Genomic DNA, 24546 nt, shown 5'->3' with positions numbered 1-24546 from the left:
GCTAACAGGTCCGCTTAGGATCTCCTATGGAAAATCCTACTTTTTACGCATTCTGAGTGCAGTCCATTCGCCAATGTCGCGTCTTTGCGACAGTTGGAATCCGGCGCCCTCATAGACAGCTTGCACTTCTTCGGCCTGATCAATCAGCAAGCCGGATAGGATAATCGTGCCGCCCACCACGCAATTGGCGTCCATATCAGGGGCCAGATCAATCAGCGGGCCTTTCAGGATATTTGCGAAAATCAGGTCAAACGGCGCCTTGGCCGCAATCTGTTCGTGGCCAAAGCCAATCGCCTCTAGGCAGGTGATCTTGTCCGCCATGCCGTTGGCTTGCGCGTTTACCTCGGCAACATCCACCGCCACAGGGTCAATATCGGAGGCAATCACAACCTCGCCCCACACCGCAGAGGCCGCCATGGCCAGCACCGCAGTGCCACAGCCCACGTCGATCACGTTCTTCGCGCGGCCACCCTCGGCTACGTAGTCCTCCAGCGACAGCAAGCAGCCTTGCGTGGTGCCGTGATGGCCCGTGCCAAACGCCATTGCGGCTTCGATCAGCAAGGACACTTTATCGGCGGGCACCTTGTCCGCGTCGTGGCTGCCATACACAAAGAAGCGCCCCGCCTCGACGGGTGCCAACTCACGGCGCACATGCGCGACCCAGTCGGTTTCGGGGATTTCGGACACAACAAACGGCTTTGCATTGTGCATCGCCGTCAGCAGCGCCAATTCGATGTCGCTGGGTTGCTCCAGAAAATATCCGCCCACTTCCCACAGGCCGGAGCCGTCTTCGACCTCGAACACACCCACGCCCGTTGGCGCAGGCTCCAGCGCTTCCAACGCCACGCCGAGGGCTTGGGCTGCGGGTTCCCCCATAAGGGTCGTCAGGGCGGTGTATGTCGGCATTGGGATGGCTCCTTAAGGTTGCCGTTCGATTAGGCCGCAACCCGCCCCAACGCAACCCCCGCCGCGACGCAGGGCCGCTGCGCTTATTGCGCGGCTACGGGTTTCAGGCGGGCAAAGATGGTCTCGTGGCCCGGCTCTGGGTGGCGCGGGATCAGGAAGGACAGCACAAGTGACGTCACCGCCATCCCCGCCGCCGCAATGAACACCGACGCGGGCGAGGACACCCACATATAGCCCAGCACCACCGGCAGGAAGACAGCCGCGATGTGGTTAATCGTGAACGCAACCGCCGCCGTCGGGGCAATGTCCGCAGGGTCCGCGATTTTCTGAAAGTAAGTCTTCAACGCAAACGCCATGGAGAAAAACAGATGGTTCACCACATATAAGCCCGCCGCCAGCACGACGCCCCAGCCAAAGTAGTAAATCCCGCCGTAGGCCAAAAACACCAGCGTCAGCCCCACGTATTCAAACACCAGCATTTTGCGCTCGCCGAACACGCCAATGGCGCGGCCGATCAGCGGCGCGAAGATCATGTTGGCCACATAGTTGATCAGGAACAATCCGGTGATCTCGTGGACTTCAAACCCGAAGCGCTCCACCATCATGAACGCCGCGAAGACCACGAAAATCTGGCGACGCGCACCCGACACGAATTGCAGCGCGTAATAGAGCCAGTACCGCTTGCGCAGCACCATCTTCTTGTTTTGTGGGTGCGGGGTCTCGAACTGCGGGAAGTAGAACAGGCAGAACGCCGCGATCAGCACGGTGATGCCCCCCGCGATCAGGTAAACCGTCTCGTAGCTCAGATCGAAGGTTTTCCACGTCAGCACCAACAATCCGTAGGCAATAAGCGACGCAAAGCTTCCCGCCGCCGTCAGCCAACCCAGTGTCTGCGGCGCCTTGGCCTTGTCGATCCATTGCAGTTGCAGCGACTGGTTGACCGCCTCGTAGTAATGAAACCCGATTGACGACAGCAGCGTCAGCATCAAGATGCCGCCAAACTGCGGGAAATACGCCGTCATCCCCGTCGCAAGCCCCAGCAAAATCAGGGAGATCAGCCCCAGCACCTGCTCGCGCACGAAGATGATCAAGAAGATCACCCCGATGGCCAGAAAGCCCGGAATCTCGCGCACCGTGTGGAGCCAGCCGATCTCCACGCCCGTGAACCCCGCCACCTCAATCACAAAGTTATTGAGCAGCGCCGACCATGTGGCAAAGGCAATGGGCATGGCGAACGCCATGAGGAACAACAAGAAGACGGGCTGGCGCACAAATGGCAGCGCCTTCGCCTCGTCCAAGTCGAGACGTCTTATATTATCACCAAACATGCGGAAGACTTACGCCCCCGCCTTCCCCTTGGCGAGCAAAAAGAGCGCGACCCTCACACGGGCACCTCCGCCCCGCGCGCGCGTCGGTGTTTTTCGTAAACCACGCAGGGCACGTCATAATGCGTCTGCACCCCGACATAGCTCATCCCCAAGCGCTGCATCACCTTCTGGGACGGTGTGTTGTCAAGGTCTGCCACCGCACACAGGTAATCCACGCCCAAGCGCTCAAATCCGAAGTCCATCGCCGCCTGCCCCGCCTCGGTGGCGTAGCCGCGGCCGTGGTAGCGCGTCATCAGACGCCAGCCGATTTCCAGCGGAGCGTCTTCCTTATGGGCCAGATTTTGCACGCAGGCAGAGCCGATAAGCGTGTCGGTACCCTTCAGAAAAATCGCCCACCAGCCGTAGCCCAGCGCATCCCACCGCGCGCGCACCTTTGCGATACTTGCCTCGACATCCGCGCGGGTCTGCGGCGGGCCAAGATAGCGCATCACCTCTGGGTCCGAATTCATCGCAAACAGCGCCTCCGCGTGCGCGGGCGCGAACGGGGTCAGATACAGCCTCTCTGTGGCTACTTCGCGGTCATGGGGCATAGCGGCCTCTTGGATTGCAAAAAGGGCGCACCGGAATGCGCCCTTGAAAGACTACCCCCAAAAACCGCGCGGGCTAACGTGAAATTTGCCCGACAATCGCGCCCAGCTCGGTTGCGATCTCGCCGATCTCGCCCATCGCATCGACGCGCACCAGCGCGTCCTTGCTGTCGTAGTAGTCGATCAGCGGCGCGGTCTGCGCGTGATAAGCCTCTAGGCGCGACGCCACCGTTTCCGCATTGTCATCGGCGCGGCGCACCATATCGGTGCCGCCGCAGTTGTCGCATACGCCAGCCACTGCAGGCGCTTTGAAGGTGTCGTGGTACCCTTCGCCGCAGCCCTTGCAGGTAAAGCGCCCCGCGATGCGGGTCACCATCTCCGCGTCATCCACATCCAGCGAGATGGCCGCGTCGATACCTTGCCCCGTGGTTTCCAACAGACCGTCAAGCGCCTCCGCCTGCACTGTCGTGCGCGGGAAGCCGTCAAGGATCACGCCCTTGGCGCAATCCTCCTCCGTCAGGCGGTCCTTCAAGATCGCAAGCACAATCTCGTCGCTGACCAACGCGCCGGATTCCATCACCGCCTTGGCCTCTTTGCCCGCGTCCGTGCCCGCGGCCACTGCCGCGCGCAGCAAGTCGCCCGTCGAGAGCTGCACAAGGCCGAAGCCTTCTTCCAGCTTGCGCGCTTGCGTGCCTTTACCGGCACCCGGTGGTCCGAGCAGGATCAAAACAGGGGCTGCGTCCGACATCGTTGACCCGTCCATCACGCGTCCTTTCGGTTCATACGGTTGGCAATCAGCTCATCCACCACGGCGGGTTCCGCCAGCGTGGAGGTATCCCCAAGCGCGCCGAAATCATCTTCCGCAATCTTGCGCAGAATACGGCGCATGATCTTGCCAGAGCGTGTTTTCGGCAGGCCCGGTGCCCATTGGATCAGGTCCGGCTTGGCAATCGGTCCGATCTCCGTGCGGACCCATTTTTCCAGCTCCTTGCGCAACTCCTCGGTCGGCTCCACCCCGTTCATCAAGGTCACATAGGCATAGATGCCCTGCCCTTTGATGTCATGCGGGTAGCCAACCACGGCGGCCTCAGCCACTTGAACATGCGCCACCAAGGCGCTTTCCACCTCGGCCGTCCCCATGCGGTGACCGGACACGTTGATCACATCGTCAACACGCCCCGTGATCCAGTAGTCGCCATCCGCATCGCGCTTGCAGCCGTCGCCAGTGAAGTAGTAGCCGGGGTAGTCGCTGAAATAGGTCTTCTCGAACCGCTCATGATCCCCCCAAACCGTGCGCATCTGGCCGGGCCAGGAGTTGGCAATCACCAGCACCCCGTCCACGTCGTTGCCCTCGATCACCTCGGCGGATTGCGGGTCCAGCACCAGCGGCTTGATCCCGAAGAACGGCTGCTGCGCCGATCCCGGCTTCAGGTTCGTGGCCCCCGGCAGCGGTGTCATCAGGTGGCCGCCCGTTTCGGTCTGCCACCACGTGTCCACAATCGGCACTTTGCCCTTGCCGACAATGTTGTAATACCACGTCCATGCCTCGGGGTTGATCGGCTCCCCCACGGTGCCCAGCACCTTCAGGTCGCTCAGGTCGTATTTCTCGACATAGCTGTTGCCCTGCCCCATCAACGCGCGCAAAGCGGTCGGCGCGGTGTAGAACTGGTTTACCTTGTGCTTCTGGCACACGTCCCAGAACCGCCCCGCATCCGGATATGTCGGCACGCCCTCGAACATGATGGTCGTCGCGCCGTTCGCCAGTGGGCCGTAAACGATGTAGCTGTGCCCCGTGACCCAGCCCACATCCGCCGTGCACCAGAAGATGTCGCCGTCGTGGTAATCAAACGTGTATTCATGCGTCATCGCCGCGTAGGCCAGATAGCCGCCCGTGCTGTGCACCACGCCCTTCGGTTGACCGGTGGACCCGGAGGTGTAGAGGATAAACAACGGGTCTTCCGCGTTCATCTCCGCAGGGCGGCAGCTGTCGTCGGCCTCCATTGCCATCTCGTTGTAGTCGTAGTCGCGCTCGGTCCATGTTGTCTGTGCGCCCGTGCGCTTGACCACCAGACATTTCACGCTGTCCTTGCAGTGCAAAAGCGCTTGGTCCGTGTTCGATTTTAAAGGGGTGGAGCGTCCGCCGCGCGGCGCATGGTCCGCCGTGATCACCACCTTGGCGTCACAGCCGTTGATCCGTGCGCCCAAAGCATCGGGCGAGAAGCCCGCGAACACGATGGAATGGATCGCCCCGATCCGTGCGCAGGCCAGCATCGCATAGGCGGCCTCTGGGATCATCGGCAGGTAGATCACAACGCGGTCGCCTTTGCGCACGCCGAGGCTCTCCAGCACGTTGGCCATTTTGCACACCGACTTGTGCAGCTGCTTGTAGGTGATGTGTTTGGCGTCGTCCTTCGGATCGTCCGGCTCCCAGATGATCGCCGTCTGGTCGCCGCGCGTGGCAAGGTGGCGGTCAATGCAGTTGGCCGCCACGTTCAACGTGCCGTCCGCAAACCAGTTGATGTGGACATTGCCCAAGGTGAAATCGACGTCGGAGACCTGCGTGAACGGCTTGATCCAATCCAGACGCTTGCCCTGTTCCGCCCAGAAGGCGTCCGGGTCGGCCATAGAGGCGGCATACATCTTCTCGTATCCCGCGGCATCTACATGGGCGGCCTTGGCGAAGGCCGGATCCGGGGCATAGGTCGTGTCTGGGTTGGCTGGGGTCGTCATGGTGGTCCTCCGCATATTTCGTGCAAGAGAAGTGACGCTAGGGCAGTTAAGCCGCGCGCTCTAACAGAATAGAATTCACTCCCTCAACGGGCTTATAGCACGCGCGTTTTATAATTACCGCCAAGCAACGGGGATTGAACGATAATTTTGTAAATTTGTTTTTCAAGGTGGGGCCGGCAAGGGGTTTTTGGTTGTAAATTTTGTAAATATATCGAACCCATATCGACTTGCCGCGTCGCAGCAATCCATCGCGCATCCCGCCAAGACACCCGATTTTAACGCCCCGCTCATCCCGCCTTAGACCATGGTCGCGTGGCATCCTGCCGCCTGCGCAACACGCTTGTGGCCGCATCTCGCTGCAAGGCGACACCTTCTGCCAAAGCGATTCTCGGCTCCACACATACCCTCAAACGAAAAAGACCGCCCCGAAGGGCGGCCTTTGAAACTCTGGTCGCAAAGAACGCTTAGTTCTGTGCGTAGTATTCGATCACGAGGTTTGGTTCCATCATGACAGGGTATGGAACGTCGCCCAGGCTTGGTGTGCGCACGAAGGTCGCTACCATTTTGGAGTGGTCAACTTCCATGTAATCAGGAACGTCACGCTCTGGCAGTTGGGATGCTTCCAGCACCAGCGCCATTTGCTTGGACTTCTGACGCACTTCGATCACGTCGCCTTCTTTCACACGGTAGGAAGGGATGTTTACCTTCTTGCCGTTTACTGTGACGTGGCCGTGGTTCACGAACTGACGTGCAGCGAATACGGTTGGAACGAATTTGGCGCGGTAAACAACTGCGTCCAGACGGCGCTCCAGCAGGCCGATCAGGTTTTCGCCTGTGTCGCCTTTAACACGAGCAGCTTCAACGTAGGTACGCTTGAACTGTTTCTCGGTCAGGTCGCCGTAGTAACCTTTCAGCTTCTGCTTGGCGCGCAGCTGCAGACCGAAGTCAGACAGTTTGCCCTTGCGGCGCTGACCGTGCTGGCCGGGGCCATATTCACGACGGTTTACTGGGGATTTAGCGCGGCCCCAGATGTTTTCGCCCATCCGGCGGTCAATTTTGTATTTGGCAGCGGTACGTTTAGTCATACGCTGATCTCCTTCTTATATGTTTTAGAAGGGCGTTGTCCTTCCCCCGGATTTTGCCGGGGTGACAGGGTTCCCCTTGCGGGGGCCACCAACACCAATGAAGTCGCGCTTATATAAGGCGCGCGGGTGGAGTCAATCACCAATGACACGAAAAGGGCAGCCAAACAGCCGCCCCCTTCTTGGTTGAATATAATGTGCGCTTAGGCTGCTGCCGCGTCGCTCTCCGGTTGCTCTGTCAGGCCGAAGGCCACCACAACAAGAACCGCCGCCGCATTTACCAGATAATACACGAAATCCAGCCCCGCGAAGCCGAACGCAAATGGCGCCACCAGAAAGACCACCGCCGCCACCGCGTCCACCGTCAGATGTAGCCAGAACGGGATGATCTGAGCCACTGAAAAGCGGTAATCGGTGATCAGGCTCATGGCGATAACCGCCAACCCTGTCAGAACCGACAGCCAGAAGGCCAGCGGCGACGACACGCCCAAGCCCAACAGGCCGGGGGCGACGATCAGGGTCGTGCCGACGATGTAGTCCAGAACGCCGTGCATATTCGGGGTAATAAAACGAAGCGACATAGGTATTTCCTTTCTTGGGGGGCAGAGAAAACGGACGGTGGCCTAACTTAGGACAGCGCAGCCACGCCCAAAGGCACGCCGAACTGCAAGCACCAGATGTAGACTTCGTTGAAGTCGTCCACGTTCACCGACGCGGGCACTTTGTAGACTTGTGTTCCGCCCAGATCCTGCAACTCGCCCAGATCCGACAACGGGGCGAAAACGCCGTCTTTGCCGAAGCCCACGCGTGGGTCGGGCGCGCCGTCGAGGGAAAAGTTGCTGTCCAAGATAACCAGCGCCCCGCCGTCAGCGGTTTTGAACACGGACACGTTGCCCGTGGTGATGTGGTCGCTGGCACCCGTGAAGGTGCCGCCCGATACGACGTCTGCTTGCGCGGTCAGCGGGGCGGAGACGGCGGCCGCGAAAACGGCGGCCAATGCAATTTTGGAGAGGATGGATGTCATAGCTCTGGTCCTTTTGAAGTGTGAAGCTCAGGCCGCCGGAAGTGGCGGTGTGACTCACTCCTACAGTTAGGAACCAATCGGTTCAAAACACATAAGCGTGATTGTGGACTATCTGGTTCCGAACCTATATGAAGCCTCTGACACCGACGACAGGACACCCCAATGGCCCGCCCCAGAGAATTCGACCCCGATAAAGCGCTGGAACAGGCGATGGATGTCTTTTGGCAGCACGGTTACGAGGGCGCGTCCCTGCCGGACTTGCTCAGTGGCATGGGCCTCACCCGCGGCAGCCTCTACAAGGCGTTCAAGGACAAGCGTTCCTTGTTCCTGCTGGTGCTCAACCGATACGAGCAAATCGCCGTCGCGCAGGCCGTGGCGCTGCTCGGTGACGATAGCATCCCCGACGGGGCCGACCGTATCGACGCGCTGTTTGCCTCGATCACCGACGCGGTGGAGGCTGGCGACAAACGCGGCTGCTTGCTGTGTTCTGCCGCCGCAGGCCCCAGCTCCTACGACCCAGACATTGCCGCCGCCGTAAAGCAGGCGTTGCAGCAAATGCACGACGGCTTCAGCACCGCCCTCGCAGCCTCCGACATACCGCCGGACGAACAGCCCGCCCTCGCGGACTTGCTTGTGACGCAATACGTAGGCCTGCGGATCATGGCCCGTTCGGTGGACCGCCTCGACGTTCTCAGCCGCGCGGGCGCGGCGGTCGCGGGGCTGCTGCGTCGCGGCTAAGGGCGATATTGCTCTCGCGCCCCAAAAGCCCACGTAGCGCAGCACCAATGACAACAAGGCTCAGCACCAGCCAAAGCCCGCCCCACAGTATCGTCGCCCCACCGAACTCTTCCGCCATCATCCGTGCGTCGGACCGCAAATAGGACCGCGCGATGGTGTCGGAGAAAATGTCAAACGGCACATAGATCATCGACGTCAGCCCGATGACCCGCAGCACCAGATCATTGGCGCGGTGATCCAGCCAGCGCGCTATGGCCAGCAACACCGCCGCCAACCCGACGCAAAACAGCAATGCGAAAATGTCGCGCAGATAGAGCGCCGACACGATGAGCAGCGCCACGCCCAATCCGGCCACCACCGCGCGGTCCGCCGCGCTGCGCAACGCGGCAAACAGCAAAGCAAGGCCCAAAAGCAACGACCCCAGATAGCCCGCGGTCAATGTCCAAAACCGCGACCCACCGCGCGTGATCGCCAATCCGCCCTGCTCCGGCGAGACCGTCAACTGCTCGATAGAGCCACCCGTCAGCACCGCCGCCAACCCATGGGACAGCTCGTGTAGCAAAACCACCAGTATTTTCAGGGGGACCATCACCGGCGTTGACCACAGTGCAAAAATCACCGCGACCAACGCAATCAACTGCCAATGGCCTTTCACAAAGGCCACGGGCTTACACCATGTCGTGCATCAAAATAGCCGCTTCCGACCGATCCAGATTGCGCCGCGCGAACGGCCCGTAGCTGTGCAAATCCCGCTTCAGGTCTGGAAATATCGACAGCAGCCCCGCACGTTGCCCCGCATCCACGGTCTTCAGCGTGGTGTTGGCAGGGTGGTAGCTTTCGGTGGCCACGCCGTTGGCCCATAAAATCTGGTGACGCGACAGCAGCAGGTGCACGTAAGTCACCTCTTTCACCGCGTGATCCACAAAGACAGAGTGGTCGTTGATCAGGTCCGACGCAGAAACCAGCACTTCAGGCTGGTTGAACAACGCCTGCGCGTTCGCGCCGGAAAACAAAATCCGGTGGTGCGGGGAAACCAGCAGGTCTTCGTCCGGCACATCTTGATCCAACGCCGCCGCGCGCAGCCGCACGGGGCGCAGTTCCGGCATGGCGTACAGGCGTGCGCCGCTCATGCGACGGCGGCCAATCCACAGGATTTCCTGCGCGCCGTCATCTTTGGTCTGAACCATGTCGCCGACGCTCAGATGCTCCACATGGGTGTCGCCGTCTGGGGTGCGAATGCGGGTGCCCTCGGTAAAGCAAATGACGTCGCCGCCAAAGTCGCTGGAGCGGCGCTGCACCTCCGGCGTTCCGGGAACCGACGCGACGCGGTAGTCGCGCCCCGCCAGCGGCACGCCGTCCACGCACCACCACAAAACGACAGGCATACGTGACAGGCGGATCGGCACAATCGTGAAGCGCATCGCGCCATCCGACAGCACATAGCCATCCGGCCCCGGCACGGTGTCGTCGCCAATGCTCAGCTCTGCGCCTTCGGGCAGGTCAAACTTGCGTTGCACAACGCGCGCCACGCGGCGGCGCAAATCATCGCGCCCGATTTCACCCGTTAAAATCAATGGAGAATGCGCCCCATCCAGACGCACTTCGTCCCCGTGCCATGACCAGACCTGTCCGGTCTGTGGCAGCTGGTCCGGCGCACATGCGGCCCCATCCAGCTGAATTTGGTCTGACGTGAGGACATACGTGCCTTGAAAGCCCGTTGTCATGTCCGCTACCTGCTCAAGTTTTTTATTTTTATGGTCGTCTTTTTTTAAGCCGTAGCACGGGAAACGGACTCTGGATAGTCTGGGATTAACAATTCGTTAACAGACGTTGCTCATCTGTTGCACCGAGGACTCTCCTAGAGGCCGCAAGCGGCCTTGCTCAGAACTTCAGCCGTGCGCTCAGCGACCCCACAACCTGCCCTTCGGGCTGGCTGTCGTATTCCTCGCTCAGATAGGTGACCCCGTAGAACACCGCGCCGCGCCGCAACTGCTGGTGCACGCCCGCACGCAGCCGCGCGCGCATGTCTTTATGCGTGATGCCCGCCTGATCCAGATACTGGCTGTCCGCCACATAGGCCACATCCCCGCCCAGCACCAAAGACGTGCCCAAAGGCGCGTCACCCGCGATGCCGGAATAGCGCTGCCCCGTCGGGTTATCGCGCAGCATCAGCGCCCCTTGCCCGAAGCTGCCAAACGTCACATCCGCGCCGATCCGCGCCAAGGTCTCCGCACCGGCCTGCACCTCAACGAACGGGCGCAGCGCACCCGTCGCGCCGACGTCAAACTTGCGTCCCGCCTCAAAGGTCAGGGTCGGGTAAACCGCGTTTTCCACCTGAAAGCCGTCCACGTTGACGGACGCAGACTCGAACAACCCATGAAAGCTGTCCTGCAGCTGGTCCACGTTTGTTTGCGGGCCGACGAACACGAAATCCAAACCGGCGCTCATCTCGGTGGCGCCTTTTTGGAAATGCGTATGCGCCCCGAAGGACAACGCGCCCACGTACCGGCGATCCGATGCGCTTGGCGACGCCACATTAACCGGCGTGATCATCTCTGTGCGGAAACGGTATTCAACCAATGCACCGAAGCGGTCCGGCAGTTGCCCCGTCCACCCGTCGCCGCGCACATGCGACACCACCAAAGCGGCGCTGCGCCAGCGGTCCTTGCCGTCGCCCAAGGCGTCATTGCTGAACAGGCTGCCCCAGCCCAGCGCCCTGTTGCCATCGGCAGCAGCGGCGGCACCCGCCGCGCTTAGAAACATCAAGGACGTGGCAAGTTTGCGCAAAATATTCATCTGGGGCCTCGGGTTAGGGATTACAGCCGTTATCCGCAAAGCCGTGCGCGGACACAAGTCCGCACGGGCACACCCGCGCCGCGCCTCGACTTCTTGGCAACAGGGTCAGGGCGTCCCGCCCAGCCCCCCACCCAGCCCCCCGCGCAGTCCAAGGTCCGTTGGGGCCACGGCGACGGATTTGATCACCGCATAACAACTCGACCCCGCCCGAAGCCCCATAGCCCGCGCCGACCGCCGCGTGATCCGCGCCATCAACGTATCCCCGCCAGAGCGCAGGGCGACAGCCACCCCCGGCCCCTGCCCTTCGTGCAGCTGCGTCACCGTGCAGGGCAGAATATTCAGAGCCGACAAGCCGTCCGGCTTGTCTTTTGACAACATCACGTCGCTGGCACGGATACGAACCCGCAGCGTCGCCCCGTCCTCGGCCTGCACGCGCGGCAGGAACAGCCGCCCCGCGCTGGTCGCCAGTGCGCTAAGCCCGTCGCTGTCATTGGCGCGCGTCACAGTGACCGTCACAATCGCCCCCGCCTCGCGCACTCCGATGTCGGAAATCGCCGCCGGATCGGATAGGATCTGCCCCAGCGCACCGGACCGCGCCACGCGCCCCTCCCGCATCACCACCAGATGATCGGCCAACTGCGCCACCTCGCTCATCGCGTGGCTGACGTAGAACACCGGAATGCTCGTCTTGGCCACGAAGGCCTGTAGATACGGCAGGAACTCCGCCTTGCGCGTGTCATCCAAGGCGGCCAGCGGCTCGTCCATCAGCAACACTTCGGGCTGGCTCGTCAACGCGCGCGCAATCGCCACCCGCTGCGCTTCCCCGCCGGACAGGTCGCGCGGATAGCGCTCCATCAGATGCGCGATCCCCAGCACCGACAATCCGCCGTCGTTGGGGGTAGAATACAGCTGGTTGCGCCGCCCGTACTCGATATTTTGGGCCACGCTCATGTGCGGGAACAGGCGCGGTTCTTGGAACACATAGCCGATGCGGCGCTTGTGCGGCGGCACGTTGATCCCGTCGCCGCTGTCATACAGCACGCGCCCGCCCAAATGGATGCGCCCTGTGTCGGGCTTGTTCAGCCCCGCAATCGCATTGATCACAGATGTCTTGCCGCTGCCCGACGGGCCAAATAACGCGGTCACACCGCCTTCACTATCAAACGCCACATCAAGGGCGAAATCGCCAAGGCGCTGCTGGATGTGTACCGAAACGCTCATGCCCGCCGCCCCGCGACGCGGCGCGCCACCCATTCAGATACCGCCACCGCGCCCAGCGCGATGATCAGCGAGATCAGCACCAACCGCCCCGCTTGCCCCTCCCCACCCGGCACTTGCAGGAAGCCGTATATTGCGGAGGGGATTGTTTGCGTCTCACCTGGAATAGCGGCGACAAAGGTGATCGTCGCGCCGAATTCACCCATCGCCTTGGCAAAGCCCAACACAGCCCCCGCAATCACCGACGGCAGGGCCGTGGGCAATGTAATCGTATAAAATACCCGCCACGGCGATGCGCCCAGCGTGGTCGCGGCTTGCTCCAGCTTCGGGTCGCTGGCCTCGAACCCCAGCCGGATTGCGCGCACCATCAGCGGGAAGGCCATGATCGCAGCCGCCAGCGCCGCGCCGGTCCAGCGAAAAGCGAAGACGATACCGAGGTGGCTTAGAAACCCGCCCACGGCCCCCTGCGTGCCAAAGGTCAAAAGCAGCATGTACCCCGTCACCACGGGCGGCAAGACCAGCGGCAGCAGCACCAATGCGTTCACCACGCCCTTGCCCGCGAACTCCCGACGCGCCAACACATGGGCCACCCAGATGGCCAGCGGCAAGATCGCCAGCGTCGCCACCACGGACACCCGCAGCGACAGCCAAACCGCCGTCCATTCCTCTGGCCCAAGTCCCAGCATCACGGCACCCCGAACCCATGCGCCGCAAACACGGCCCGCGCGGCGTCCGATTGCAGCACGTCCAGCACTTCGCGGGCCTCCGGCCTGGCCCACGCGGTCAGCGCCACAGGGTAGCGGATCGGCAGGTCCGGCACGTCGGCCAAGGCATGGATCACCTGCACCGCTGGCTCCGCCACCGCGTCGCTGGCGTAGACAATCGCAAACGGCACCTCCCCCCGCGCGGTCAGGGCCAGCGCGGCGCGCACGCTGTCCGTCTCGATCAGGCGCGGCGCGATGGTGTCCCAATGACCGGACGCCTGCAAATAGGCTTTGGCGTAAATCCCAACAGGGACGGAGCGCACCAACCCCGTGGCCACCCGCCCGTCGCCGGCCAACATGTCTTTGAGCGTAGCGGCTTTATGTCCGACGACGACCAAGCTGTTCGACAAAAGGTCCATGCGGCTCTCCGCCGCGATGGCCCCGCCCTGTTCGGCCGCGTCCATCCAGACCGCGTTGGCCGAGAAAAAGATATCCGCAGGCGCGCGTTGCAACACCTGCCGCGCCAAGACCCCGCTGCCGCCGTATGATATGCGCACAGGCAGGCCCTCCGTCACCTCGTCCAGCGCGGTTTTCAGGCTCGAGGCGGCGAAGATCACCACATCCCCCGCCACAGGGGACGCGGTCAGGCACAAGGCCAAGGCTATGATAACACGGCGGATCATCAGGGATGATTGTGGGCAATGCGCGCGCGGGCGCAAGGTCAAATGCGGCTTGCAGCACGCCGTCCACACGCTAGGCTGCGGATATGATGAATTTTACCAAATCCGAGCTAGAGGACGCCTGCGCCCTCGTTTACCGCCACATGGACCCGACGCCGCAGTATAGCTGGCCCCTGCTGAACGCCCGCACCGGCACGCCGACATGGGTGAAGCATGAAAACCACGGGCCGACGGGCGCGTTCAAAATGCGCGGCGCGATCACCTTCATGGACTGGCTGACCCGCACGCACCCCGATGTGCCGGGCATCTGCACCGCCACCAAGGGCAACCACGGCCAAGGTCAGGCCCGCATGGCAACGGCCGCAGGGCTAAGCGCGCGCATCTATGTGCCGCACGGCAACTCCGTGGAGAAGAACGCCGCCATGAAGGCCTTCGGCGCCGAACTCATTGAACACGGCACCGACTTTGACGAGGCCCGCGCCGAGGCTGTGCGCGTGGCCGAACGCGACGGGCTGTTTATCGTGCCGCCGTTTCACAAGGAACTGGTGCGCGGCGTCGCCACCTATGCGTTCGAGTTGCTGAGCGCGCAGCCCGATCTGGATACGATCTATGTGCCCATCGGCTGTGGCTCCGGCATCTGCGGCACCATTCTGGCCCGCAACGCCTTGGGGTCTAAAACCAAGGTTGTGGGCGTTGTGTCCGACCGCGCGCAAACCGCCAAGCTGTCGGTGGAGGCGGGCCGCATGATCGAGACAGAGGCCCCCGACACCTTTGCCGACGGCATGGCCGTGCGCGTCCCTGTACAGGAAGCCTACGACATTTATGCCAAGGGCGCGGAGCGTATAATCACGGTCAGCGACGACGAGGTCGCCGAGGCCATCCGCACCTATTACCACTGCACCCACAATCTGGCGGAAGGCGCGGGCGCCGCGCCCCTTGCAGGGCTGTTACAAGAAAAGGACAAGATGGCAGGCAAGGCCTGCGCCGTGATCCTGTGCGGCGGCAACATTGATACCGCGTGGTTCTTGCAGGTCATGGCGGGGCAAACGCCGCAGCTGCGTCCCGATACCCTTTGAATTCGCCGCAGTCTGCGGCTAAAATTGGCCAAAGCGTGCCAAAAGGCACCGCGCGGAGCAGAGCATGTCGTTAATCAAAATGAAGCACCCGCCGTTGCGGATGACCGGTTCCCACAAACGGGACGTGCGCACGCAGTTCGGCGCGCTGTGCTTTCGGGTGCAGGGCACGGAGACGCAAGTGCTGCTGATTACCTCGCGCGGGTCGCGCCGCTGGATCATCCCCAAAGGCTGGCCGATGGACGACCTGCCCCCCGCCAAAGCCGCCGCCGTGGAGGCCTATGAAGAGGCCGGCGTGGAGGGCAAAGCCTACAATATCTGTCTGGGCCTATACTCCTACACCAAGGTGATGGACGGCGCGGATGACCTGCCCTGTGCGGTATCCGTGTTTCCGGTGAAGGTGCAAAAATCCTTGAAACGCTGGCCCGAAAGCAAAGAGCGCACGCGCAAGTGGTTTAGCCAGAAGAAGGCCGCCGCCCGTGTGCGGGAGCCGGAATTGCGCAAGATAATCAAGAGTTTTGACGCGAGCTTACTCAAATCCTAGTTAGATTTTTTGGCGCTTTGTTCTTGTCATCATGCCAATGGCGCATAAATTTGTGCTATACTGATCGCTCACCTTAAGGACTTGTTAACCCGAATGATCCGCTACGCCCTCTCTTGCGCCAATGACCACGCATTTGACAGCTGGTTCCAATCGGCTGACGCGTTTGACAAACTTCACGCGGCGGCGATGGTCACCTGCGCTGTCTGTGGCTCGCCCGAGGTGCAAAAATCCATCATGGCGCCGCGCGTGCGCACCTCTGATGCGCAGCCGGAAAAACCCCTGTCCGCCCCCGCCTCCCCTGCGGAGCAAGCCGTGCGCGAGTTGCGCAAGCAGTTGGAGGCCAACTCCGAGAACGTCGGCACCAACTTCGCGACAGAGGCCCGCGCCATGCACGATGGCAGCAAGCCCGAACGCTCCATCTACGGCGAAGCCAAGCTAGAAGACGCCAAAGCCCTGATCGAAGACGGCGTCCCCGTCGTGCCCCTGCCCTTCGGGCCTGCGCGTAAAGCCAACTAAAGGAATACCCCCATGAAGGTTCTGATCACCGGCGCAAATCGCGGCATCGGACGCGCACTTTACGGCGATTACGCCGCACGCGGCGATGATGTGACCGGAACCACCCGCAGCGATCCTGCGGACGGTTGGCTGGCGCTGGACGTCACCGATCCGGCCGCCATCACCGCGATGGCGGATCAGTTGGGGGACGCGCCGCTGGATCTGCTGATCTGCAACGCCGGTGTGTATCTCGACAAGGGGCACACGCTGGGCGAAGGCTACGGCGCGGACCTTTGGGCCGACACCTTCGCCGCCAATGTCACGGGCGTGTTCCTGACGATTGAGGCCTTACTGCCAAACCTGCGCGCCGCGAACGGCAAGGTCGCGATCATCTCCTCGCAGATGGGCTCCAGCGAACGGGCCGGTGGCAATGCCTTCATCTACCGCGCCTCCAAGGCGGCGGCGCTGAACCTCGGGCGCAACCTCAGCGTGGAGCTATCGCCCGACGTCGCAGTTGGCATCTACCATCCGGGCTGGGTGCAAACCGACATGGGCGGCGACGCTGCGGCGATCACGCCAGAGCAATCCGCCGCCGGATTGGTCCAGCGGTTCGACGCGCTTGGCCCGAAAACCACGGGCTGTTTCGAGATGTGGAACGGTGAGGCCATGCCCTACTAACGCGCCTGCTCTTGCCCTTCGCGCCACAGCGCCGTAAGACGCGGCACGACACTGCAAAGGGCAAAACCTATGCCAAGACTGGTAATGAAATTCGGCGGCACATCTGTCGCCAACCTCGACCGCATCCGCCGCGCCGCAAAGCGCGTGGGGGTAGAGGTGGCCAAGGGCTACGAAGTGATCGTCATCGTGTCGGCCATGTCCGGCAAGACCAACGAGCTGGTGGGCTGGGTCAATGAGACCTCGCCCATGTATGACGCCCGCGAATACGACGCGATCGTGTCCTCCGGCGAGAACGTCACCGCTGGCCTGATGGCGCTGACCTTGCAGGAAATGGACGTGCCCGCACGCAGCTGGCAAGGCTGGCAAGTGCCGCTGAAAACCACAGACGCGCATGGCTCCGCCCGTATTGAGGAAATTCCGACCGAAAATTTGGACGCGAAGTTCAAAGAGGGCATGAAAGTTGCCGTGGTCGCTGGCTTCCAAGGCATCAGCCCCGAAGGCCGCATCACCACGCTGGGGCGTGGCGGCTCCGACACCACCGCTGTGGCCTTCGCTGCGGCGTTCGAGGCGGAGCGTTGCGACATCTACACCGACGTTGACGGCGTCTACACCACCGACCCGCGCGTCTCGGACAAGGCCCGTAAGCTGGACCGCATCGCGTTTGAAGAGATGCTGGAGCTGGCGTCGCTGGGCGCGAAGGTGCTGCAAACCCGCTCGGTCGAACTCGCCATGCGCTACCGCGTGAAGCTGCGGGTGTTATCAAGCTTTGAAGAAATGGACGACAACGCGGGCACACTGGTGTGTGCCGAGGAGGATATCGTGGAAAGCAATGTAGTCTCAGGCGTGGCCTTCGTGCGCGATGAAGCCAAAATGACCCTCATCTCGGTCGCTGACCGCCCCGGCATCGCCGCGGCAATCTTCGGGCCGCTGTCCGAGGCTGGCGTCAACGTCGATATGATCATCCAGAACATCTCTGAGGAAGGTCGCACCGATATGACCTTCTCGTGCCCCGTGAACGAAGTCGCGCGCGCCGAGAAGGCGATGGCCGACGCCAAGGCCTCCGGCTCTATCAACTACCATGATCTGGTGGCCGACACGGATGTTGCCAAAGTCTCCGTCGTGGGCATCGGCATGCGCAGCCACGCGGGTGTCGCCGCCAAGATGTTCCACGCGCTGCAAGCCGAGGGCGTCAACATCAAGGTTATCACCACCTCCGAGATCAAAATCTCGGTGCTGATCGACCGCAAGTATATGGAGCTTGCCGTGCAAGCCCTGCATGACGCGTTCGAGTTGGAAAAAGCCTAAACCGGCCCGCCCACACCCCGCAAAAATCCATCACCGCCCGCGCTTTGTCGCGGGCGTTTTTGTGTCTGGTGCCCGCCGTCAGCCCTCACGGCGACTGCGTTGAACTGGCACGCAAAAAGCCGCCCCGACACCGTTCCAAAAGCGTGAAATCGCCCAGCCTGCGTCGTTTTCGCAAAGGGTACGCATTCTCTGCCCTCCCCTTCATGGTTAAACTCCCCTATAGCTTTAAGAGAGACCACCAAGGGGGGCGAAGAAATTGCCCGAAAGATCAGAAAGCGAAAGCCGCAAACTGCTAGGCCGTTTGCGCGACACCCTCGCAGAAGAAGGCGCGGGCCAAGAACGGCTCGATCGGATTACCAGTATTATTGCGGGGTCCATGGGCACCGATGTGTGCTCCATCTATCTGTTTCGCGACGCTGAGACGCTGGAACTCTGCGCCACCGAAGGCCTGAAGAAAGAAGCCGTCCACCAAACGCGCATGCGTATGGGGGAGGGTCTTGTGGGCCGCGTGGCACGCACCAAAACGCCGGTGAACACCCCTGATGCCCCGTCCGCCAAAGGCTTCCGGTTCATGCCGGAAACCGGCGAGGAAATATTCTCCTCTTTCCTAGGGCTGCCGATCCAGCGCTTGGGCGAGACCTTGGGCGTGCTGGTCGTGCAATCCAAAGACACCCGCACCTACACCGAAGACGAAGTTTACGCCCTAGAGGTCGTGGCCATGGTGCTGGCAGAGATGACCGAACTGGGCGCGTTCCAAGGCGAAGGGGCCGCGATGAGCGCGCGCCACACCCAACAAGCGCTGTTCAGGGGCGGCACCGCACAAGAGGGCGCTGCAGAAGGCAACGTGTACCTGCACGAACCGCGCGTTGTGGTCACCAACCCCATCGCCGACGATCCCCATCTGGAAATGCGCCGCCTAGAGGACGCGATGGCGTCCCTGCGCGGCACGGTCGACGAGATGCTCGGCTCCATGGGCAAGAAGGCCGACAAAGAACAGGTGAAGGTGCTTGAGGCCTACCGCATGTTCGCCAACTCGCGCTCTTGGGTGCGGCGGATGGAGGAAAACATCGGCCTTGGCCTCTCTGCCGAAGCTGCCGTGGAAAAAGAGCAATCCGCCACCCGCAGCCGCATGGAAAGCGTGCCAGACGCCTACCTGCGTGACCGCCTGCACGACCTTGATGATCTGTCGAACCGCTTGCTGCGCCTGCTCACTGGCCAAGGCCACGACACCGGCGCGGAGATGCCGGATAACCCGATCCTTGTGGCCAAAAATATCGGCCCGGGGGAATTGTTGGACTACGGCAAGAAGCTGAAAGGCATCGTGCTGGAGGAAGGCTCCGTCGGGTCGCACGCGGCGATTGTGGCGCGGGCGTGGGCCATTCCGCTGGTGATCAATACCAAACGTATCCTCACCGAGGCGTTGAACGGCGACCACATTCTGGTCGACGGTGATCAAGGCGTGGTGCATCTGCGCCCAGAGGACGCCGTGGCCGCCGCCTTCCGCGACAAGATCGCGATGCAAACCCAAGCGCAGCAACGCTACGCGTCGATCCGTGAGAAGCCCGCCACCACTTTGGACGGCGAAACCGTCGCGCTGCACATGAACGCGGGCTTGATGGCGGACTTGCCGTCGCTGGTCAGCTCCGGCGCCGAAGGGGTCGGGTTGTTTCGCACAGAGTTGCAGTTCCTGACCCGCGCCCGCGTGCCGCGCCGCTCCGAATTGGCGTCGATCTACGGCTCCGTACTGGACGCGGCGCAGGGCAAATCCGTGGTGTTCCGTACGCTGGACATCGGGTCGGACAAGGTGCTGCCTTACATGAAACCCACCGAGGAGCCGAACCCCGCAATGGGCTGGCGCGCGATCCGTGTGGGCTTGGACAAAAAGGGCGTCATGCGCATGCAGTTGCAAGCGCTGATCCGTGCCGCGAATGGCAGGCCGCTGTCAGTCATGTTTCCCTTCGTGGCGCAGTTTGATGAATTCCGCGAAGCCCGCCAGCACCTGCTGGACGAGCTGAAGCGCGAGGAAAATCTGGGCCACGCCGTGCCCTCCGACGTGAAGATCGGCGCGATGCTGGAAACCCCGTCGCTGGCCTTCGCGCCGACGCAATTTTTCGAGATGGCCGATTTCATCTCAATCGGTGGCAATGACCTGAAGCAATTCTTCTTCGCCGCCGACCGAGAGAACGAGCGGGTGCGCAAGCGCTACGACACGCTGAACGTCAGCTTCCTGACCTTCCTTGAGCAGATCGTCGCCCGCTGCAACGAGACAAACACCCCCGTCAGCTTTTGTGGCGAAGACGCGGGCCGCCCCGTGGAAGCCATGTGCTTTGCCGCCATCGGCATGCGGTCGCTGTCGATGCGCCCTGCCTCCATCGGGCCGGTCAAAAGCCTGCTGCGCCGCACCGATCTGGCGGAGGCAAAGGCCGTGATCGACACCGCGCGCGCCTCTGGTGCGCAGTCGGTGCGCGGGGCGGTGATGGATTGGCTCACAGGGCGCGGTGCGCCGTCCTAAGCCCTAATAAAAAAGCCCGCCACTTGGACAAGTCCACATGGCGGGCCATACCGACAAGAGGGAAAACCTGCCGGAAAACTGGTTACATACTCGTGCCTTAGGCGATACTAGATTTGTTGCCTGCTGCGCCTGCAGATAACCCCAACTTTGTTACCGTAAAGTTAACGAGTCTCATTTTTTGTAGATACTTCGATGCGAAACGCCTCGACCAAGGCCGCGCGGTCTGATCCCGTCTGCTCCGCCAGCTTGCGCAGCCCGAAGCTGACATGCGCCATCTCCTGATAATAACTGGTAAACGTGTAGTTGATCGCGGCCCCCGTGACCGCCCCCAACACCGGCACCATCTGCGCCGCCAGCTTCTGGCCCAGCACCATCGCCAGCTTGGGCGATATCTGTTTGATCAGCGTGTGCACCGTGGCCCCTGTGACGCTGGCGCGCAGGGTCAGAAAGCTCAGGTCGGTGCTGTCATCCTCGGCCAGCGGTCCGGCAGAGGCAAACACCTGCAGGCATTCCGCCCGCGTATCAGGATGGGAAGGGTCGAACCCATGCGCGTCAGCGATGCCTTGGATGGCGCGCAGTATCACCGTGGTCGTGACCGGCAGTTCCGCCAGCGCCGATGGCAAGCCGCCAAAGCCGCCCGCAGCCCCCGTGCCGATGGTCAGCGCGCGGGTCATCCAGTGCCCCGTGTCCGGCACCTTGCCACGCGACTTCGCCGCCGCCTCAAAGCTGTACTCCAGCGCCTTCAGGGTTGCGCCGTCCAACCCTTCACGGGCGGAGGTCGGCAAATGGTCCAGCAGCCCGTCGGCCTGCGTGCCAAGCGCGCCCAGCACCTTCAGTCCGATGCCCCGCGCATCACGGTAGCGGGTCGCAAGTGCGCGGATTTGCGCGTCCAAAGGCGGGTCCGCAGGGGTGACCGGCGGCAAAATTGTCTGATCCATAGGATTTAGATGCTGTCGGTTGGTGCCGTTTTCAAGGATGTGACCTCGCCGCGCACGCCGTCCCAATCCCACAGCCCCAACACGCGGCGCGGGTTGGTGGGGGGCGGCATGATCACGCCGGACAGCTCTCGGAAGCCGAATTTACTGTAATAGGGCGCGTCGCCCACCAGCAGCACCCGTGTCCAGCCCAGTGCCTCTGCGCGGGCCAAGCTGTCGCGCACCAAGGCCCCGCCCAAGCCTTCGCCCTGACGGGTCGGGTGGACGGCCACAGGCCCAAGCAGCAGCGCCTCATGCGCGCCCACGCGCACAGGCCAGTAGCGGATCGCGCCGCCCACGTTGCCCGCGTCGTCAACAGCCACCAGCGACAGCTCCGGCACGGGGGGCACCCCGTCGCGCAGCCGGTACGACGACAGCGCCGTGCGTCCGGGCGCAAAGGACAGATCATACAATGCCTCGACTGCCCACCCGTCTTGCGGTGTTTCGACCTTAAGTTCCAATTGCCCTGCCCGATTTGCCTTTTCGCGCAGTCTACATGCCGCTACCTCTTGGGCAACCAAGAAGGAGACGCTTCGATGTTCTATCGCCCCGCCGATGGCCACGACCTGCCCCATAACCCGTTCAACGCCATCGTGACGCCGCGCCCGATTGGCTGGATCTCCACACGCGGGGCGGATGGGTCGGACAATCTGGCCCCCTATTCGTTTTTCAACGCGGTGGCCTATGTGCCGCCTCAGGTGATGTTCGCCTCCACCTCCAGCAAGGCGGACCGTGGCGACACCAAAGACAGCGTCGCCAACATCCGTGAAACCGGTGTGTTCTGTGTGAATGTGGTGGAATACGCCGCCCGCGACGCGATGAACGAAACCTCCGGTCCGTGGGACAAAACCATCGACGAGTTCACCAAGGCGGAGATTGAGCGCGCGGAGTGTGACACCATCGCCTGCGCGCGCGTCGCCCATGCGCCCGCAAATCTGGAGTGCAAACTAACGCAGATCGTCCAGCTTCCCGGCGCGGCAAACTTCGCGGTCTTCGGGGAGGTCACAGGCGTGCATATGCGCGACGACTGCATGGTGGACGGGATGTTTGACGTCACCAAATTTCAGCCTTTGGCGCGGCTGGGCTACAAGGACTACACGCAGGTGCGTGACGTGTTCAGCCTGACGCGCCCCGGCGAATAAAGCCGCAAGGCCCCCGGCTGGACGACAAAATATCGCGCGCGGGGGCGCAAGCCCCCGCCCCTTGGGGTCAGACCACGCCAAATGCCCCGAACAGCGGCGGGGCGCGGTGCAGGGGCAAAGCATCTCGATCTGGGGAATATGCGCCCCAACGTCTGGGGCAGATACATAGGTGGCGGCGCCGCACATCGCGGAATGGCCAAACAGGGGATGTCAGCCCCCCGCATCTTAAACGCATGCGTCATGCAGATGGTCCCGTAACAGAGACCCTGAATTCCACGAGCTATGTTCGACGTCGAGGGGCAGGTTTACCCCGCCCCTCGTTAAGCATTGGCTAAGCCAGCGTGCGGCGCTTAGTGCCCGCCCGCCATCACACCGGTTTTGACCGAGTAGTTCACCGCGACCTCGTAATCGGGGTCATCGTCGCTGTCGATCATCAGCTGGCCCGCCTTGGTCAGCAATTCATGGCAGTCGCGGCTCAGGTGGCGCAGCTGCACCTTTTTGCCCACGGCCTCATATTTACCCGCAACGGCCTCAATGGCCTGTAGCGCCGACTGGTCGGCCACGCGGCTGCCCGCGAAGTCGATGATCACCGCGTCAGGGTCTTCGCTCGGGGTAAACAGCTCCGCGAACCCTTCGGCAGAGCCGAAGAACAGCGGGCCATCGACCTTATAGACCTTGGTGCCGTCGTCCATCATCTCAACGTCCGCATGAATGCGGCGCGCGTTCTGCCACGCGTAGGCCAGCGCCGACACGATCACGCCCACAACCACCGCGATGGCAAGGTCGTACATCACCGTGGTGATGGTCACCAAAACGATAACAAAGGCGTCAATGCGCGGCACCTTGCGCATGATATTGAAGGAGTTCCAAGCAAAGGTCCCGATCACCACCATGAACATCACGCCCACCAAGGCGGCCAGCGGGATTTGCTCGATCAATGGCGAGGCCACCAGAATGAACGCCAGCAAGAACAGCGCCGCCGCGATACCCGCGACGCGGGTGCGGCCACCTGACTTCACGTTGATCATGGACTGCCCGATCATCGCACAGCCGCCCATGCCGCCAAAGAAGCCGGTCACGGTGTTCGCCACACCTTGCGCCACGCATTCCTGAGACGCGCCGCCACGCTTGTTGACGATCTCGCCCACAAGGTTCAGCGTCAGCAGGCTCTCGATCAAGCCAATGGCCGCAAGGATCAGCGCGTAGGGGGCAATGATCCACAGGGTCTCCATGTTGAACGGCGCCAGCATGGTGCCGTAAAGCCCCACGCCCTCGGTGCCAAAGCTGAACGGGATGTGGAACGACGGCAGGCCACCCTTGATGGAGGCCAGATCGCCGACCCGCGGCACATCAATGCCAAACCCGATCACGATCAGCGCCACAATGCCAATCCCCGCCAGCGGCGCAGGGATCAGCGATGTCACCTTGGGCGTCGCCCAGATGATGCCCATCGTCAGCACCGTCAGCGCCAGCATCACAATCAGCGGCATGCCCGACATCCATTCGCCATCCGCAATGCCGTGGCCGCTTGCCTCAGCCGTGCCAGGCACTTGGAACTGGCTCATCTGCGCCAGAAAAATAACGATGGCCAAGCCGTTCACAAAGCCCAGCATCACCGGATGCGGCACCAGCCGGATAAACTTGCCCAGCTTGAATATCCCTGCCGCAATTTGCAGCAGTCCCATCAAGATCACCGTGGCGAACAGATACTCAACGCCGTGCGTGGCGACCAAGGCCACCATCACAACCGCCAAGGCCCCCGTGGCCCCCGAAATCATCCCCGGACGCCCGCCGATACACGCGGTGATCAGCCCGACGATGAAGGCCGCGTAAAGCCCCACCAGCGGATGAACCCCCGCCACGAAGGCAAAGGCCACGGCTTCCGGCACCAAAGCCAGCGCCACGGTCAACCCCGACAGGATCTCGATACGCCAGCGCGCCGCCCCCATGGGGCCGGTTGGCGCAAGGCTCAATTCGTTCAAAATAGGATTTCTGGCGAGGGACGCCATCAGCTTGTTGGTCACGCTGCT

The 24546-nt window shown here is 62.2% G+C and carries 25 protein-coding genes; 8 read left to right on the top strand and 17 right to left on the bottom strand.

Features of this window, described 5'->3' with window-relative positions:
* Positions 1–36: 36 nt before the first annotated feature.
* The 8 genes from BLW66_RS00730 to BLW66_RS00695 all read right to left on the bottom strand — a co-directional run bounded on the left by BLW66_RS00730 (position 37) and on the right by BLW66_RS00695 (position 7657).
* Positions 37–906, bottom strand: a complete 870-nt coding sequence (locus tag BLW66_RS00730) for a 50S ribosomal protein L11 methyltransferase (RefSeq protein WP_089943504.1) — start codon at positions 904–906, stop codon at positions 37–39.
* 83 nt (positions 907–989) lie between these two features.
* On the bottom strand, positions 990–2234 hold the full coding sequence (locus BLW66_RS00725; protein WP_170833352.1) for an MFS transporter: 1245 nt from the start codon (positions 2232–2234) through the stop codon (positions 990–992).
* 53 nt (positions 2235–2287) lie between these two features.
* On the bottom strand, positions 2288–2824 hold the full coding sequence (locus BLW66_RS00720) for a GNAT family N-acetyltransferase (RefSeq protein WP_089943501.1): 537 nt from the start codon (positions 2822–2824) through the stop codon (positions 2288–2290).
* Between the two features lie 73 nt (positions 2825–2897).
* A complete protein-coding gene (locus BLW66_RS00715) occupies positions 2898–3584 on the bottom strand; it encodes an adenylate kinase (RefSeq protein WP_089943498.1) in 687 nt (228 codons plus the stop codon).
* The gene (gene acs / locus BLW66_RS00710) at positions 3584–5551 is read right to left on the bottom strand and encodes an acetate--CoA ligase (RefSeq protein WP_089943496.1); all 1968 of its coding nucleotides are present in this window, start codon (positions 5549–5551) and stop codon (positions 3584–3586) included. The genes BLW66_RS00715 and acs overlap by 1 nt, the downstream gene beginning before the upstream one ends.
* Positions 5552–6015: 464 nt before the next feature.
* Positions 6016–6636 carry a 30S ribosomal protein S4 gene (gene rpsD / locus BLW66_RS00705; protein WP_089943493.1) on the bottom strand — a complete coding sequence of 207 codons (621 nt, stop codon included), beginning with the start codon at positions 6634–6636 and terminating at the stop codon, positions 6016–6018.
* 200 nt (positions 6637–6836) lie between these two features.
* Positions 6837–7214, bottom strand: a complete 378-nt coding sequence (locus BLW66_RS00700) for an SPW repeat domain-containing protein (RefSeq protein WP_089943490.1) — start codon at positions 7212–7214, stop codon at positions 6837–6839.
* Between the two features lie 47 nt (positions 7215–7261).
* Entirely contained in the window at positions 7262–7657 is a 396-nt protein-coding gene (locus BLW66_RS00695) for a DM13 domain-containing protein (RefSeq protein WP_089943486.1), read from the bottom strand.
* A 162-nt stretch (positions 7658–7819) separates the two neighbouring features.
* Here BLW66_RS00695 and BLW66_RS00690 point away from each other — a divergent pair, with 162 nt between their 5' ends.
* Complete coding sequence (locus BLW66_RS00690; protein ID WP_089943483.1) at positions 7820–8395, top strand: TetR/AcrR family transcriptional regulator; 576 nt, start codon at positions 7820–7822, stop codon at positions 8393–8395.
* Here the strand turns inward: BLW66_RS00690 and BLW66_RS00685 are convergent.
* The 6 genes from BLW66_RS00685 to modA form a co-directional block, all read right to left on the bottom strand.
* Positions 8349–9059 carry a M50 family metallopeptidase gene (locus tag BLW66_RS00685; RefSeq protein ID WP_089943480.1) on the bottom strand — a complete coding sequence of 237 codons (711 nt, stop codon included), beginning with the start codon at positions 9057–9059 and terminating at the stop codon, positions 8349–8351. The two genes, BLW66_RS00690 and BLW66_RS00685, sit on opposite strands and share 47 nt — an antisense overlap.
* A 4-nt stretch (positions 9060–9063) precedes the next feature.
* Complete coding sequence (locus BLW66_RS00680) at positions 9064–10119, bottom strand: Hint domain-containing protein (protein WP_089943477.1); 1056 nt, start codon at positions 10117–10119, stop codon at positions 9064–9066.
* Between the two features lie 157 nt (positions 10120–10276).
* Positions 10277–11191 (bottom strand): lipid A-modifier LpxR family protein, encoded by a 915-nt coding sequence (locus BLW66_RS00675; RefSeq protein WP_089943474.1) that lies wholly within the window; start codon positions 11189–11191, stop codon positions 10277–10279.
* Between the two features lie 105 nt (positions 11192–11296).
* Positions 11297–12412 (bottom strand): molybdenum ABC transporter ATP-binding protein, encoded by a 1116-nt coding sequence (gene modC, locus BLW66_RS00670; protein ID WP_089945590.1) that lies wholly within the window; start codon positions 12410–12412, stop codon positions 11297–11299.
* Positions 12409–13095, bottom strand: coding sequence for a molybdate ABC transporter permease subunit (modB, locus tag BLW66_RS00665; RefSeq protein ID WP_089943471.1), 687 nt, complete (start codon positions 13093–13095; stop codon positions 12409–12411). Before modB ends, modC begins: the two co-directional genes overlap by 4 nt.
* Positions 13095–13796, bottom strand: a complete 702-nt coding sequence (gene modA, locus BLW66_RS00660; protein ID WP_089945589.1) for a molybdate ABC transporter substrate-binding protein — start codon at positions 13794–13796, stop codon at positions 13095–13097. The genes modB and modA overlap by 1 nt, the downstream gene beginning before the upstream one ends.
* Positions 13797–13879: 83 nt before the next feature.
* Between modA and BLW66_RS00655 the strand changes: the two genes are divergently transcribed.
* The 6 genes from BLW66_RS00655 to ptsP all read left to right on the top strand — a co-directional run bounded on the left by BLW66_RS00655 (position 13880) and on the right by ptsP (position 20400).
* Entirely contained in the window at positions 13880–14869 is a 990-nt protein-coding gene (locus tag BLW66_RS00655) for a threonine dehydratase (RefSeq protein ID WP_089943468.1), read from the top strand.
* 64 nt (positions 14870–14933) lie between these two features.
* Entirely contained in the window at positions 14934–15410 is a 477-nt protein-coding gene (locus BLW66_RS00650) for an NUDIX hydrolase (RefSeq protein WP_089943464.1), read from the top strand.
* Positions 15411–15503: 93 nt separating this feature from the next.
* Complete coding sequence (locus BLW66_RS00645; RefSeq protein WP_089943461.1) at positions 15504–15926, top strand: DUF1178 family protein; 423 nt, start codon at positions 15504–15506, stop codon at positions 15924–15926.
* Between the two features lie 12 nt (positions 15927–15938).
* Complete coding sequence (locus tag BLW66_RS00640; RefSeq protein WP_089943457.1) at positions 15939–16583, top strand: SDR family NAD(P)-dependent oxidoreductase; 645 nt, start codon at positions 15939–15941, stop codon at positions 16581–16583.
* Between the two features lie 69 nt (positions 16584–16652).
* A complete protein-coding gene (locus BLW66_RS00635) occupies positions 16653–17888 on the top strand; it encodes an aspartate kinase (protein ID WP_089943454.1) in 1236 nt (411 codons plus the stop codon).
* A 256-nt stretch (positions 17889–18144) separates the two neighbouring features.
* The gene (gene ptsP / locus BLW66_RS00630) at positions 18145–20400 is read left to right on the top strand and encodes a phosphoenolpyruvate--protein phosphotransferase (protein WP_089943450.1); all 2256 of its coding nucleotides are present in this window, start codon (positions 18145–18147) and stop codon (positions 20398–20400) included.
* A gap of 161 nt (positions 20401–20561) precedes the next feature.
* Here the strand turns inward: ptsP and BLW66_RS00625 are convergent, their stop codons facing one another.
* Together BLW66_RS00625 and BLW66_RS00620 are read right to left on the bottom strand one after the other, a co-directional pair.
* A complete protein-coding gene (locus tag BLW66_RS00625) occupies positions 20562–21338 on the bottom strand; it encodes an EcsC family protein (protein ID WP_089943447.1) in 777 nt (258 codons plus the stop codon).
* Positions 21339–21343: 5 nt separating this feature from the next.
* Positions 21344–21835 (bottom strand): GNAT family N-acetyltransferase, encoded by a 492-nt coding sequence (locus tag BLW66_RS00620; protein ID WP_244508520.1) that lies wholly within the window; start codon positions 21833–21835, stop codon positions 21344–21346.
* A gap of 75 nt (positions 21836–21910) precedes the next feature.
* On the opposite strand from BLW66_RS00620, the gene BLW66_RS00615 reads away from it, so the two are divergent.
* Positions 21911–22516: a flavin reductase family protein gene (locus tag BLW66_RS00615; protein WP_089943444.1), complete on the top strand. Its 606-nt coding sequence runs from the start codon at positions 21911–21913 to the stop codon at positions 22514–22516.
* Between the two features lie 350 nt (positions 22517–22866).
* Here the strand turns inward: BLW66_RS00615 and BLW66_RS00610 are convergent, their stop codons facing one another.
* Complete coding sequence (locus BLW66_RS00610; RefSeq protein ID WP_244508519.1) at positions 22867–24540, bottom strand: SulP family inorganic anion transporter; 1674 nt, start codon at positions 24538–24540, stop codon at positions 22867–22869.
* Between the last annotated feature and the right edge of the window lie 6 nt (positions 24541–24546).

This window comes from Litoreibacter albidus, from assembly GCF_900107015.1.
Lineage (GTDB): Bacteria > Pseudomonadota > Alphaproteobacteria > Rhodobacterales > Rhodobacteraceae > Litoreibacter > Litoreibacter albidus.
The sequence above is the reverse complement of the archived record's forward strand: the minus strand, read 5'-3'. Positions and strand labels throughout refer to the sequence as shown.

Bases quoted from the DNA above. Each gene is read 5' to 3' on its own strand.
- BLW66_RS00730 (WP_089943504.1), bottom strand. From the start codon at position 906: ATGCCGACATACACCGCCCTGACGACCCTTATGGGGGAACCCGCAGCC.
- BLW66_RS00725 (WP_170833352.1), bottom strand. From the start codon at position 2,234: ATGTTTGGTGATAATATAAGACGTCTCGACTTGGACGAGGCGAAGGCG.
- BLW66_RS00720 (WP_089943501.1), bottom strand. From the start codon at position 2,824: ATGCCCCATGACCGCGAAGTAGCCACAGAGAGGCTGTATCTGACCCCG.
- BLW66_RS00715 (WP_089943498.1), bottom strand. From the start codon at position 3,584: ATGGACGGGTCAACGATGTCGGACGCAGCCCCTGTTTTGATCCTGCTC.
- acs (WP_089943496.1), bottom strand. From the start codon at position 5,551: ATGACGACCCCAGCCAACCCAGACACGACCTATGCCCCGGATCCGGCC.
- rpsD (WP_089943493.1), bottom strand. From the start codon at position 6,636: ATGACTAAACGTACCGCTGCCAAATACAAAATTGACCGCCGGATGGGC.
- BLW66_RS00700 (WP_089943490.1), bottom strand. From the start codon at position 7,214: ATGTCGCTTCGTTTTATTACCCCGAATATGCACGGCGTTCTGGACTAC.
- BLW66_RS00695 (WP_089943486.1), bottom strand. From the start codon at position 7,657: ATGACATCCATCCTCTCCAAAATTGCATTGGCCGCCGTTTTCGCGGCC.
- BLW66_RS00690 (WP_089943483.1), top strand. From the start codon at position 7,820: ATGGCCCGCCCCAGAGAATTCGACCCCGATAAAGCGCTGGAACAGGCG.
- BLW66_RS00680 (WP_089943477.1), bottom strand. From the start codon at position 10,119: ATGACAACGGGCTTTCAAGGCACGTATGTCCTCACGTCAGACCAAATT.
- BLW66_RS00675 (WP_089943474.1), bottom strand. From the start codon at position 11,191: ATGAATATTTTGCGCAAACTTGCCACGTCCTTGATGTTTCTAAGCGCG.
- modC (WP_089945590.1), bottom strand. From the start codon at position 12,412: ATGAGCGTTTCGGTACACATCCAGCAGCGCCTTGGCGATTTCGCCCTT.
- modB (WP_089943471.1), bottom strand. From the start codon at position 13,095: ATGCTGGGACTTGGGCCAGAGGAATGGACGGCGGTTTGGCTGTCGCTG.
- modA (WP_089945589.1), bottom strand. From the start codon at position 13,796: ATGATCCGCCGTGTTATCATAGCCTTGGCCTTGTGCCTGACCGCGTCC.
- BLW66_RS00655 (WP_089943468.1), top strand. From the start codon at position 13,880: ATGATGAATTTTACCAAATCCGAGCTAGAGGACGCCTGCGCCCTCGTT.
- BLW66_RS00650 (WP_089943464.1), top strand. From the start codon at position 14,934: ATGTCGTTAATCAAAATGAAGCACCCGCCGTTGCGGATGACCGGTTCC.
- BLW66_RS00645 (WP_089943461.1), top strand. From the start codon at position 15,504: ATGATCCGCTACGCCCTCTCTTGCGCCAATGACCACGCATTTGACAGC.
- BLW66_RS00640 (WP_089943457.1), top strand. From the start codon at position 15,939: ATGAAGGTTCTGATCACCGGCGCAAATCGCGGCATCGGACGCGCACTT.
- BLW66_RS00635 (WP_089943454.1), top strand. From the start codon at position 16,653: ATGCCAAGACTGGTAATGAAATTCGGCGGCACATCTGTCGCCAACCTC.
- BLW66_RS00625 (WP_089943447.1), bottom strand. From the start codon at position 21,338: ATGGATCAGACAATTTTGCCGCCGGTCACCCCTGCGGACCCGCCTTTG.
- BLW66_RS00615 (WP_089943444.1), top strand. From the start codon at position 21,911: ATGTTCTATCGCCCCGCCGATGGCCACGACCTGCCCCATAACCCGTTC.